This is a genomic window from Marinobacter salsuginis (genome assembly GCF_009617755.1).
GTDB lineage: Bacteria > Pseudomonadota > Gammaproteobacteria > Pseudomonadales > Oleiphilaceae > Marinobacter > Marinobacter salsuginis.
This window is the reverse complement of record NZ_BGZH01000001.1, coordinates 397546-409603: the sequence shown is the minus strand read 5'-3', so window position 1 is coordinate 409603 and position 12058 is coordinate 397546. Positions and strand designations below refer to the sequence as shown.

At 57.4% G+C, this 12058-nt stretch carries 10 protein-coding genes; all 10 read left to right on the top strand.

Features of this window, described 5'->3' with window-relative positions; all coding sequences use genetic code 11:
• The first annotated feature begins 126 nt into the window (after positions 1-126).
• Genes GJU83_RS01885 through GJU83_RS01840 form a run of 10 tightly spaced genes read left to right on the top strand, consistent with a single transcriptional unit; the run spans position 127 to position 12056 of the window.
• Positions 127-2790, top strand: a complete 2664-nt coding sequence (locus GJU83_RS01885) for an HzsA-related protein (RefSeq protein WP_227514488.1) — start codon at positions 127-129, stop codon at positions 2788-2790.
• A 22-nt stretch (positions 2791-2812) separates the two neighbouring features.
• On the top strand, positions 2813-3565 hold the full coding sequence (locus tag GJU83_RS01880; protein ID WP_069183328.1) for an SH3 domain-containing protein: 753 nt from the start codon (positions 2813-2815) through the stop codon (positions 3563-3565).
• Positions 3535-4179, top strand: coding sequence for an outer membrane beta-barrel domain-containing protein (locus GJU83_RS01875; RefSeq protein ID WP_069183329.1), 645 nt, complete (start codon positions 3535-3537; stop codon positions 4177-4179). Before GJU83_RS01880 ends, GJU83_RS01875 begins: the two co-directional genes overlap by 31 nt.
• A gap of 11 nt (positions 4180-4190) precedes the next feature.
• A complete protein-coding gene (locus tag GJU83_RS01870; RefSeq protein ID WP_136631838.1) occupies positions 4191-4694 on the top strand; it encodes a TlpA family protein disulfide reductase in 504 nt (167 codons plus the stop codon).
• Positions 4695-4712: 18 nt separating this feature from the next.
• Complete coding sequence (locus GJU83_RS01865; protein ID WP_069183331.1) at positions 4713-4949, top strand: DUF4266 domain-containing protein; 237 nt, start codon at positions 4713-4715, stop codon at positions 4947-4949.
• Positions 4936-6096, top strand: coding sequence for a DUF3570 domain-containing protein (locus GJU83_RS01860; RefSeq protein WP_069183332.1), 1161 nt, complete (start codon positions 4936-4938; stop codon positions 6094-6096). The genes GJU83_RS01865 and GJU83_RS01860 overlap by 14 nt, the downstream gene beginning before the upstream one ends.
• Before the next feature lie 19 nt (positions 6097-6115).
• The gene (locus GJU83_RS01855) at positions 6116-6667 is read left to right on the top strand and encodes an AraC family transcriptional regulator (protein WP_069183333.1); all 552 of its coding nucleotides are present in this window, start codon (positions 6116-6118) and stop codon (positions 6665-6667) included.
• A 20-nt stretch (positions 6668-6687) separates the two neighbouring features.
• Positions 6688-8622, top strand: coding sequence for a hypothetical protein (locus tag GJU83_RS01850; RefSeq protein ID WP_227514489.1), 1935 nt, complete (start codon positions 6688-6690; stop codon positions 8620-8622).
• Positions 8615-11500: a tetratricopeptide repeat protein gene (locus GJU83_RS01845; RefSeq protein WP_174805001.1), complete on the top strand. Its 2886-nt coding sequence runs from the start codon at positions 8615-8617 to the stop codon at positions 11498-11500. Before GJU83_RS01850 ends, GJU83_RS01845 begins: the two co-directional genes overlap by 8 nt.
• Positions 11487-12056: a tetratricopeptide repeat protein gene (locus GJU83_RS01840; RefSeq protein ID WP_069183334.1), complete on the top strand. Its 570-nt coding sequence runs from the start codon at positions 11487-11489 to the stop codon at positions 12054-12056. The genes GJU83_RS01845 and GJU83_RS01840 overlap by 14 nt, the downstream gene beginning before the upstream one ends.
• Positions 12057-12058: the final 2 nt, after the last annotated feature.

The window sequence follows — 12058 nt, the reverse complement described above, 5'->3', positions numbered from 1 at the left end:
GCTATATCCTTCGTTTTGAGTCGTAGGCCACGTTATTACATTGCGTTACGTAAAACCCTTGGAGCCTGCCATCGGAACCGACTTAATTTATGTCATGGAATGTCATCCGAAACAGGGTTTGTCACGTTGGAAATTAAGTCACCCAATCTGAACATCTGTCGCAGTGCTCGTCTGGCTATCGCGCTTGGCTCGTTTACTGTGCTTTCTGGCTGCCTTTCGAGCAGCGACAGCCAGCAGGCGGATCCGGTTGTTGTCGAGAACCCGGTGGCGTATGTCGAGCGAGCTCTGCTTTTTGATGAGAACACCGGCGCCCTGGTGGAGGACAACCTCGCAGACCCTTCGGCCTTCCGTCCCGGTGCCAGGCTGCTACTGAAGGCCAGTGCGACGGCCGACGCTGAAACACGGGATATTGCTTCCAGAGCGTTCGCCGGGCCGGAATTTCTCGATGACAACGGCCAGTTGCGTTACGACGTTAAAGATCTCCATGTCTCCCATGATGGCGCCAGATTGCTGTTCGCCATGCGCGCTCCTGAAATCGAGGACGCCGATGACGAGGATCAGCCAACCTGGAATATCTGGGAATACGACGTTAGTGCAGACACCCTGCGTCGGATCATTGGCTCGGACGTTACCGCACGCGCAGGCCAGGATGTTGCTCCCGCCTATCTGCCCGATGGCAGAATCGTTTTCTCCTCTACCCGTCAGCGGATCTCCAAGGCGGTATTGCTTGATGAAGGCAAGCCTCAATACTCCGGCCTGGACGAAGAGGGCGACAGCCCTGCGTTTGTCCTGCATGTGATGGACGATGATGGCGAGAACATCGAACAGATTACGTTCAACCAGAGTCACGACCTCGATCCAATGGTGGCTGACGACGGCACCATTGTTTTCAGTCGCTGGGACAATGCCGGCCAAACCCGAAACAACGGTGTAAACCTCTATCGCGTTAATCCCGATGGCACCGGGTTGAGCTATCTCTACGGTCGTCATTCCCACGATTCCGTGCCTGAGGCGAACGGCATTCAGTATCTCCAGCCTCGTAAGTCGGACAGCGGCAATCTGCTGGTTCAGTTGCGTCCCTTTGAGAGTGATGATTACGCCTCTGTGCTGGCGGAGGTAGACGTCGAGCAGTTTGTCGAGGCCAATCTCCGCATCGACGGAACCGAGGGCACGGGTCAGCAACCTCTGGTTCCCGGCGTGGGTCTGGACGGGCAGCTATCGTTGAAGGGCAGCTACGCATCGGTTTCTCCCTTGCTGGACGGGACCAACCGTTATCTTGTGAGCTGGACTCCCTGCCGTTTGCGGGAGGTAGCAACCGACCGGATTGTGAATTGCACGGATGATCGCCTGGAGTCGGAAGCGTATCTGCCCGCAGAGCCCGTCTACGGTCTCTGGCTTCTTGATATCAACAGCGAAACGCAGCGGCCGGTGGTTCCACCGGTGGAAGGTGTCCAGTTTGATGAAGCGGTCCTGATGAAAGAACGGCCCTTGGAAGGCTTCATTCCTGAATCGCAGTTTGCTGGTCCAGAAGGCGCGCTGAAGGATGCCGGTTACGGCGTTCTGCACATTCGAAGTGTGTATGATATCGATGGTGTCGATACCACTCCTGCAGGCATCGATGTTATGGCCGATCCGCTGCAGACACCGCCCGAAGATCGTCCCGCCAGATTTTTGCGTCTGGAAAAACCCGTCGCCATCCCCGATGAAAACGTCCGGGATTTTGATAACAGCGCGTTTGGCCGGAGCCGCGCTCAATTGATGCGGGAAATCCTGGGTTACGTGCCGATCGAGCCGGATGGCTCCGTGAAGGTGGCAGTGCCGGCCAATGTCGCGTTCGCCATCAGTGTGCTGGATGAGCAAGGCCAGCGAATCGGTGCGCGGCACCAGAACTGGCTCACGGTGCGTCCCGGTGAAACCCTCGAGTGCGCAGGCTGCCACAACCCGAACACTCCTACGCCCCATGGCAGGCCGGATGCCGGACCTGATCCTGTATGGGGTGGGGCAGCAACCACCGGTATTCCGTTTCCGAATACCGACCCGGGCCTGTTTGCCGATATGGGTGAAACCATGGCAGAGGTGTTTGCTCGCATCAACGATATTCGCCGACCGACGCCGGATGTCATCTATGCCGATGAGTGGTCCGGTGATGCGGTGGATCCCAAGCCTGACAGCTTTTCCTATGCCTATGGCGAGCTGCAGACCCCGCAGCCCATATCCGGCGTTTGCGCCAGCGACTGGGCGCCGAATTGTCGGATTGTCATTAACTACGAGCAGCATATTCATCCGCTCTGGAGCCTGAATCGGGAGGTGTTGGATCCGAATACGATGGCAGTTGTGGATGACTATACCTGTACCAGTTGTCATACCGACACCGATGCGGCCGACGCTCAGCAGGTGCCGGCTGGACAGCTGGATCTGGGCGATGGCCCGTCACCCGATGAACCGCTGCACTTCAACGCTTACCGTGAATTGCTTTTCCCTGATAGCGAGCAAGAACTTGTTAACGGAGCCCTGATCGACGTACTCGTGGACTCGGGAGAGGTTTTGAGGGACGAAGAGGGCAACCCCATTCTGGATGCCAATGGCAATGAGCAACCCATCCTCGTGACAGTGCCTGTGCAGGCTTCAATGTCTGTCAACGGCGCCCGTGCCAGTAATTTCTTTGATGTGTTTGCCGAGGGGGGAACGCACCGCGATTTCCTGACACCGTCGGAGCTCAGACTGATCGCGGAATGGCTGGATGTTGGCGGCCAGTATTTCAACAACCCGTTCGATGCCCCGGAAGACTGATCTAAGGACTGACACTCGCGCCATGCCCATTGCCATTCTCGTGTTTCTGTTGTTTTTTCCGGCCCAGAGCTGGGCTGGTTGGCTGTGGGGTCAGGGTGACGAGGACGTCGCGCAAGTGCATGTGACCGAACCTTACATTGAATGGCGAACCGGCCCGGCAACTGGCTATCCGGTTTTTCACACCAGCGAGCAAGGAGAGTGGCTGACCATTCTTCAGCGCAAGACAAGCTGGCTCAAAGTTACTGATTCCCGGGGTCGGGAAGGCTGGGTAGCTGTTGCCGATATCGCACAGACAGTGGACGCCACGGGTAACCGGGTGGATCTTCAGGTCCCGGATTTTGATTCTTTCAGTGATCGGAGGTTCGAGGCCGGTTTAATGATGGGCGAATTTGATGGTGCCGCCGTCACCGCCGGTTACGGTGGTTTCTGGATGACTCGGAACCTGTCTGCCGAGCTGTGGGCCTCCCAGATTCTGGGCAGTGCGTCGGAGATTCGGAAGGTCGATGCCAATCTGGTGCATCAGCCATTTCCACACTGGCGGGTATCCCCCTTCTTTACCCTCGGGGTCGGGCATATCTGGGTGGATCCCAAGGCCACCCTGGCTGAGCCGGAAGAGCGGGACAACGCTATCGGCCATGCCGGCCTTGGCATCCGGGCCTACATCACCGATCGATATTTCATCCGTGCCGAAGTGAAGGACTACAAAGTGTTCACTACCCGGTCCACCAACGAAGAAGCGACAGAATGGAAAATCGGACTAAGCATCTTTTTCTGAAACCAGCGTGCCTCGCGGCAGGGCTATGTGTAGCGGGTGTTGCCCAGGCCCAGGATGATCGGCCGCTGATCGAGCCTGACGTAACCCCGGTACCGGTTACCGAGGCAATGATCGACACCGAGAACTTTGAAATCGGCGCGTTTGTGGGTGTCCTGAACATCGAGGACTTCGAGTCTTCACTGCTCTATGGTGGCAAGCTCACCTATCACCTCAGTGAGTCTTTCTTCTTCGAGGCCGGAATCGGCTTCGCGGAGGGCGGAGAAACCAGTTTCGAAAAGTTGGCGGGTAACGTTGAAGTGCTCACCGATAGTGAGCGGGATTACAGCTATTACAACATCAATCTGGGCTACAACGTGCTGCCGGGGGAGGCCTTCCTCACCGAAAACTACGCGTTCAACACCAATTTCTATCTGATTGCAGGGGCAGGAGCCACCGATTTTGCCGGTGATACCCGCTTTACCCTGAACGCCGGTGCGGGCTACCAGGTGCTGTTGACGGACAGCGTTGCCGTTCACATTGGCGTGCGACAGCACTACTACCGAATCGACGTTCTGGGGGCCGAGAAAACCTCCATGAACACCGAGGTCAGCACTGGCCTGTCCGTCTTTTTCTGAATACAGGAGCAATGGTTATGAAAGCATCCATTCAATCACTCGCAGTCGCAGGCATTCTGGCCTGCCTGAGCCCGTTGGCGGGCGCCGAGGCAATCAATGTTCCGGCTCCGGATTTCACTCTTGAAAGCCGTTCCGGAGAGAACCTGAGGCTGGAAGATCACCGTGGGGAAGTGGTGATGCTGAACTTCTGGGCTTCCTGGTGTGGGCCCTGTCGCCAGGAGATGCCACTGATGGATGAGTTGTATAGCCAGTACAAGGATCTTGGCTTCACGATTCTGGCAGTGAATGTGGATGAGAATCGGGAGGAGGCACATCGTTTTCTGGACAAGGTGCCCGTGAATTATCCGATCCTCTACGATCCGGAGAGCTCGGTTAGCGAACTGTACGAAGTGCAGGCCATGCCCACCACGGTGATGATTGATCGTGATGGTAATGCGCGGTATCTCCATTACGGATACCAGCCGGGTTACGAAGACGAGTACGAACAGCAGATTCGCGAACTGGTGCGCGAGTAATTTTCGGACGGGACGTTTATGCGTAGTTTGTCGATCTTCACTGTCTCCGCTCTTCTGGCCGCCACGTTCGCGGTTTCCGGATGCAGCTCAGTCAAGCCCTGGGTGAAACCTTACGAGCGGGATAATCTGGCGGACCCGGTCATGAGCCTGAGTCGTCATGGCAAAGCGGATTCCTACATGCACCACGTCTATCAGGCTCGGGAATCTGCCCGGGGGGCTGAAGGCGGTTCGGGAGGTGGTTGTGGCTGCAACTGACAGAAGACAGTTGGTGCGGTCAGGGTGCCTCCTGCTTGCACTGGCACTGTTTGGGCATTCTGCGATTGCAGCCACCCTTCCTGTCGACAACGTTGACGTTCTGTATCACCGCTATGACGGCGGGGGCATGGTTATCGATGGCCCATCGGTGTTGGTTCGAAAGGGTATCGGTTCCCAGGTTTCCCTGTCCGGGCAGTACTATGTCGATTCCGTTTCAGCGGCCTCGGTAGATGTTCTGGCCACAGCCAGCCCTTATGAGGAAGAGCGCAACGAATACACCTTTGGCGTCGATTATCTGCACGATAAATCCATTCTGAGTCTGGGCTTTACCAACAGCACGGAAAACGATTACGAAGCCAATACCGTCTATTTCTCGGTGAGCCAGGAATTCTTCGGAGGCATGTCCACGGTTACCATGGGCTATGCCAGTGGCTGGGACGAAGTGGGCCGGGTTGGCAACGATTCCTTCAGCGAAGAGGCCGATCGTCGCAACTATCAGCTGGGCCTTAGCCAGGTTGTTACTCGCAATAGCCTGGTAGGTGTCGATCTTGAAGTGGTCACGGATGAGGGCTTTCTGCAGAACCCCTATCGTCAGAATCGCTACATTGATCCCAACGATTCCACTGCGTTCCTCTACCAGCCGGAGCGTTATCCGGAAACCCGAACCAGTACTTCCGTGGCTTTGCGAGCGTTGTACTATCTACCGTACCGGGCATCGATCCGAGGGGAATACCGCTATTTTTCCGATACCTGGGGCATCAATGCCCATACTGTCGAACTCGGATACGTTCACGGATTGAACCAGCACTGGACCCTTGAGGGCTCAATCCGCTTTTACAGCCAGAATGAGGCGGATTTTTACAGCGATCTTTTTCCGTTCGAGAACTCCCAGACTCATCTTGCACGGGACAAGGAGCTCAGCTCTCTCTCGGGGACAACCCTGGCAGCGGGCGCCGTCTATGAATGGAAGCAGACGTCGCTTCCCGGCATTGATCGCCTGCAGTTCAGCCTTCTGCTGGACTGGCTGAATTTTGATTATGACAACTTCCGGGATGTAACCGCACCCGGCGACTATCTCCCCGGAGAAGAACCCCTTTATTCCTTCGACGCGCTGGTCACCCGGGCGTCGTTGATTCTTGAATACTGAGCATGCAGGAAGAACGACCATGGCCACTTGCTTGAACCATCGATTTCCGGCTCTTTTGGCAGCACTGACACTTGCACTGACAGGGCCCGTGTTCGCCCAGACAGATACCGGAGCAGATGACGATGATACGGCCGTCGCCGAACAGGTGGAGGCGTTGAAAAAGAAGGTGATCCGGCTTAACCGGGACTTGTTCATCCTTGAAGAGGATCTGTTGTTTCCGGCCAACACCCAGGTTGCGGTGTTTCTCAGCGTGGATGCCGGAAAGTTCCTGAAGCTCGATGCAGTGAAGCTGAAGGTCAATGACGAGATCGTCGCCTCTCATCTCTACACGCAGCGCCAGGTGACGGCTCTTGAACGCGGCGGCATGCAGCGGCTGTACGTGGGTAACCTGAAAACCGGAGTTCACCAGATGACGGCGTTCATCGAGGGAATCGGTCCGGATGAGCGTCCCTACAAGCAGGCCGCGTCCCTGGAATTTGAAAAGGGCACCGGTACGGCCGCTCTGGAGATCCGCGTTGAGGATCGCTCTTCCAACTATCAGCCTTCCGTATCCATCGTGGAGTGGGAGTAAATCGCGTCGTGGGATTGATCGTGATCACGTCGTTTCGAGCGCTTCCGGTTTTTTTCACCGGTGCTTTGCTCTGGCTGACGATGGTTTCTCCGGCTCAGGCCGAAGATGTTCAACCAGAGCGTGCGAAGGACCTTCGTTACGGTTGGGTACTCTATGAATACCATCAGGGCAACGCCTTCGAGGCACTGACTCAGCTGGCGGTTGCCCGGGAACAGGGTGGCATTGAGGGTCACGGTGACCACCCGGCTCTGGTAGAGGGCGGGCTGATGCTCTCCTGGGGAATGACTCGTGAGGCCAGCCGTTTGTTCACGCAGCTGCTGGGCGATGAAGGTTCGGGCAGCACGCTCTCGCCCGATGTCCGCAATCAGGCCTGGTTCTACCTGGGCAAGGTGTTCTACCTGGAAGGTGATTACCAGCTGGCCAGCGAGAATCTGGGTCGCGTGGATGGCGACACTCTGGCTGAGGCCAACCATGACCTGTTCCGCGAGTGGATTTATCTGCAAGCCCGGCTGGCCATGATGTCTTCGAGGTTCGGAGAGGAATCGGGACTTGCGTCGCTTCGCGCGCAACTGGAAGACACTGATATCTGGTCCCTTTACCTCCGCTACAATTCGGCGGTTTCGGCTCTGGCTGCGGGAGAAGCAGTCGCGGCCGAGTCGGAACTGCAGAAACTCATTGCCATCATCGAACAGTCTATCGATGTTGCAGAACCAGAGGACGAGCGCGAGGGACTATTGGGCCGGGCCCGCTTGTCACTGGCCAGGCTGTATCTCAGGGACAATCGGTTCGACATGGCGCTGGAGGTTCTTGGGAACATACCCCTGGACGGGGTATTTGCCGATCAGGCCCTCTTTGACTACGCGGTAGCTGCCGCCGGGCAGGGCAGGCCGGAGCGGGCACTGGATGCTCTCAATACCCTCGCGAATCGCGATCTGTTTCTCCCCTGGCGCCAACAGGTGCCGTTTGCCAGGGCCTACGTTCTAGAGCAGATGAACCGGCCGAAGAGTGCATTGCCCGCTTTTCAAAAGGCAGCCGATCATTACCAGGCCCGGATCGGGGAGCTCGATGGAATCCGGGATAGACTCAGTGAAGAGAGCCTGATGGCGCAGCTGGATTTCAGCCGTGATAGCGATGGGATTCTCACGGATTCCTACGGGCGACTGCGCGTGGAGCCGACCGATTTCGGCATGGCGGAAGTGCTGGCATCGGAGACGTTCCAGCAGGCCCTGGCCGAACTGAACGAACTCTACCGGATGCAGTCCTTCATTGCTGAACGGCAGTCCCGGTTCGAATCCTTCCGGATCATGCTGCAGACCCGCGAACAGCAACGTCAGGTTCGCATTGCCCAGACCCGTCGGGAGCTGGAAAACCAGCAAGCTGACCAGTGGCAAAAGCTACATCAGGCGTTCAGAGACAAGATATCTGCTGCGGTGTCCGAGGAAGACGCCGGTTTCTTCATGACCACAAAGCAGAAAGCACTGAGGGACAAGCTCGATGAGGTTGAAGAAACCCTGGCGGGCTTGCCTGACGACGCGACCACCGCCAGCCAGCGCGCGACCTATCAGAGGATGCGTGCCTACTTCGACTGGTGGATTGCTGATGATTACGGGGTGAACCGTTGGGCGGCGCAAAAGCAGCTGCGTGAGCTGGATAGTGAAATGGAACGCTTCCAGGTCCAACGGCAGCGCGTTGAAGCTCTGATGGCCGACGACAGCCGCCATGCCGAACTGGCTCGACGTATCGCTGCCAGTGAGCGGGAACTCGCGAACCTTGGGGCAGAGGTAGCCGATGCACTGGGGAATGCCCGGAAAGCTCTCGTGCGCCAGGTAGACAACATGCTTGCAGCCCAGCAGGAAGAACTGAACGGGTATTTGGTGGCTTCCCGCCATGCCCAGGCGAGGCTGGCGGATCAGCTGTTCCGTGCATCGCAGAGTGCAGGTGTTGCAGATGAATAACTGGGCGCCTGGAAACATCGTTAGAGGGCTTGTTATTGCCGGCGCCCTTGTCATGGTCAGTGGCTGCCAGATGTGGCAGTCGATAATGCCCGTCGGCGACGAGGAAATGCCCCGGGTGCGTGAGGGCACCCTGGCAGCGCTGCCGGCTACCGACATTCGGCAATCCCCTGAAGGTCTGGAAGCTGACAGTGGGCCAGCGAGCGATGTCTCCATCGAGACGGTGATGGAAAGCTACAACGCGCTGTTGCCGCTCGTGGACGATCCCCGTAAACAGGTCACGATACGGCATCGATTGGCCGATCTGGAGTTCCAGCGAGCGGAGCGGAAAATGGCGGATACAGCCGTCGATGAGCTCTCCGGTGCGATTGATGCCTATCAGCGTCTTTTGTCTGAATATCCAGAACGCGAGGGCAATGACCAGATCTACTATCAGCTTGCCAGGGCCTGGGAGCTTCGGGGTGCGACGCCCCAGCAGCTGGAGGCGCTGAATACGCTGGTCCGCCGTTATCCGGATTCGGAATACTGGATTGAAGCCCAGTTCCGTCGGGGCGATCTGCTGTTCATCGATGGCCGGTACCAGGATGCTGAGCAGGCCTTCGACGAGGTTACCCTTGCCAGCCAGGAACGCATGGCCGATGCCTCGTTCCTTGTGAACGCGCATTACATGAAAGGCTGGAGCCTGTTCAAGCAAGCGCAATATCAGGAGGCCCTGTTCAGCTACGTTGAAGTACTCGATCTGGTGATGCCCGATGGGCAACCGGTTGAAGATGTGGACCAGCGGAGCCAGACCCTGATCGAGGATCTGTTCAGGGTAGTGGGTCTGTCACTGTCATACCTGGACGGAGCGGAAACCCTTCAGGCGCTGTTTCGCCAGACTGGTGGGCGTCCCTACGAAATTCTGGTCTACGACCGCTACAGTGAGCTCCTGCTGGAAAGGGAGCAGTACACTGACGCGATCGATGTCTATGAAGCTTATATAGAAGACCATCCGGCAAGCCCCTGGGCGCCACGCTACCACATACGGATCATCGATACCCTGGAGCTCGCCGGCTTCACCCGGACTATTCCTGATAGAAAGGCTGGCTTTGTCAGCCTTTACGGTATCTACAGTGATTACTGGCAGTCAGCAGACCCCGATGCGATCGCCTTCATCGAACAGCAACTGGAACAGCTCTTGCCAGAGTTGGCAGACCGTCAGTATCTGCTGGCAGGGGAGGCCACAGATGATCAGCAGGCGGATGGTCACTACCGCAATGCCGCCCGTTATTACGCAGAATTTGCAGCCACATTCCCCGATCACCCCCGGACACCTGAGCGTCTTTTCCTCCTCGGAGAGACCTATCTGGAACTGGAAGACTGGCCGGCAGCCATAGCAGCGTTTGAGCGGGTTGCTTATGACTACCCCGGGGACAGGGTGCCCGAGCGCGCCGCTGAAGCAGGCTATGCCTCTGTGCTGGCCTTCCGGGAGTACGCAAAGACATGGGACAACCAGCCCGTATCGGACCAGAGGGCCTATCAGGAGTTGCAGCAATTGAATCGGCTGCGATTTGCAAACGCGTTCCCGGATGATCCCCGGGCTCCGGCCGTGTATTACATTGCACTGCAACGGGAGTTTGATCAGAACAACTGGGAAGAGACGGTCAACATGGCAGCCCGTCTTGTTACCTGGCAGCCGGCACCTCCGTCTGACCTGACCACCGAAGCCTTGTTACTGTCTGGCCACAGTCTGTCTGAACTGGCGCGATACGCGGAGGCGGAGCAGGCCTATCGTGATGCCCTCGCCACCATGGCTGAAAACGATGAACGCAGAGGTAGTGTGCGCGAGAATCTCGCCGCAGCAGTCTATCGGCAGGCCGAGCAGCTGGCAGATGCCGGCAATGTGGAGGCGGCAGTCAGCGAATTCCTGCGAGTCGGTAGTGCCGTCCCCGAGTCCGTTTTGAGGGCAAATGCGGAATACGATGCTGCCTCACTTCTGATCAGCGCCAATCTGTGGGATCAGGCTATCAGTGTGCTGACCAGTTTCCGGAGGGCTTTCCCGGATCACGAACTGATTGACACTGTCCCCGCAAAACTGGCGCTGGCCTATCGGGAAACGGAGCAGTGGGAGCGAGCCGCAGATGAACTTCAGCAAATGGTAGCCCTGGCGACAACGCCCGAAGAGCGTCGGGAAAATCTGCTGATTGCCGCAGAACTCTACGATCAGGCGGGCAACCGGGAAAAGGCGATCGACACCTGGCGCGACTATGCCAACAGCCATCCCGAGCCGGCGGATGTCTATATGGAAGCGGCCAATCGACTGTCCGAGCTCTATCAGGAAGAGGGGGACACAGAAAGACGGGAATATTGGCTGCGCAAGCAGATGGAAACGGTGGACGACGCCCCTGAGGAGGCGGACGATCGCATGCGTTACCTTGCGGCTTCAGCCTCGGCGACCCTTGCCCGGGAGGCTCTTGCCCGGTATGACAGCATTCGCCTGACGCTCCCTCTGAACGAGAGCTTGACTGCGAAAACCGATGCGCTGGAGAGGGCGGTGAATGCCTATCAGAAAACCGCCAGTTATGGACTCTCCTCGTTCTCGACCGAGGCGGGCTATCAGATTGCCCATATCTATGGACGCCTCGGCGCAGATCTGATGGATTCTGAGCGGCCTACCGGATTGAGCGAGCTTGAACTGGCCCAGTACGAGCTGTTGCTGGAAGAGCAGGCCTATCCATTCGAAGACAACGCCATTGATATTCACGAGCAGAATATCCGGCGGGCCCGGGAGGGCATTTTCGATGAGTGGGTCAGGCGCAGTTACGAGGCCTTGAAAGTGCTGTTGCCAGGGCGCTACCGGAAAGAAGAAGTAACCTCGGGGATTGTCTATGAGCTCGATTAAGACCTTCGGAATCTGTCTTGTCGTGATATCCGTGCTGTCTGGATGTGTGACCGCCCCGCCGCAGCCGGAGTCAGACGAACAAGCCGAGCAGGCGGTTCTTGAGGCGTCATTCAGCGAAGCAGTAAAAGCTATGGAGCGGGGAGACGTTGCCGAAGCCCGGTCCCGATTCGAGCAATTGGCCAGCGACCACCCGGAAAAGGCAGGGCCCATGGTCAACCTGGGAATCATTGCTTTCAACGAAGGCGACACCGAGACCGCAACGAAATGGTTTGAGGCGGCGCTGGCGGTAAATCCCGACCATGTCCAGGCGTTGAATCATCTGGGCGTGATTGCCCGGAATGCCGGAGAATTCGATCAAGCGGAGCAGTTTTATCGCGCCGCACTGTCCTCGGATCCGAAATACGCCCCGGCGATCCTTAATCTCGCCTTTCTGCTCGATATCTACCTGGGGAATCCTGCTGGTGCCGTTGAGCTTTACGAGCGCTATCAATCGGTTGCCAGCGAGCCGCACCCGAGACTGGAAGACTGGATCTTCGATGCGAAAAACCGAATCTGACG

What these genes read in the sequence shown, in the direction of transcription:
- GJU83_RS01880 (WP_069183328.1), top strand. Translation starts at nt 2,813, where the DNA reads ATGCCCATTGCCATTCTCGTGTTTCTGTTGTTTTTTCCGGCCCAGAGC.
- GJU83_RS01875 (WP_069183329.1), top strand. Translation starts at nt 3,535, where the DNA reads ATGGAAAATCGGACTAAGCATCTTTTTCTGAAACCAGCGTGCCTCGCG.
- GJU83_RS01870 (WP_136631838.1), top strand. Translation starts at nt 4,191, where the DNA reads ATGGTTATGAAAGCATCCATTCAATCACTCGCAGTCGCAGGCATTCTG.
- GJU83_RS01865 (WP_069183331.1), top strand. Translation starts at nt 4,713, where the DNA reads ATGCGTAGTTTGTCGATCTTCACTGTCTCCGCTCTTCTGGCCGCCACG.
- GJU83_RS01855 (WP_069183333.1), top strand. Translation starts at nt 6,116, where the DNA reads ATGGCCACTTGCTTGAACCATCGATTTCCGGCTCTTTTGGCAGCACTG.
- GJU83_RS01845 (WP_174805001.1), top strand. Translation starts at nt 8,615, where the DNA reads ATGAATAACTGGGCGCCTGGAAACATCGTTAGAGGGCTTGTTATTGCC.
- GJU83_RS01840 (WP_069183334.1), top strand. Translation starts at nt 11,487, where the DNA reads ATGAGCTCGATTAAGACCTTCGGAATCTGTCTTGTCGTGATATCCGTG.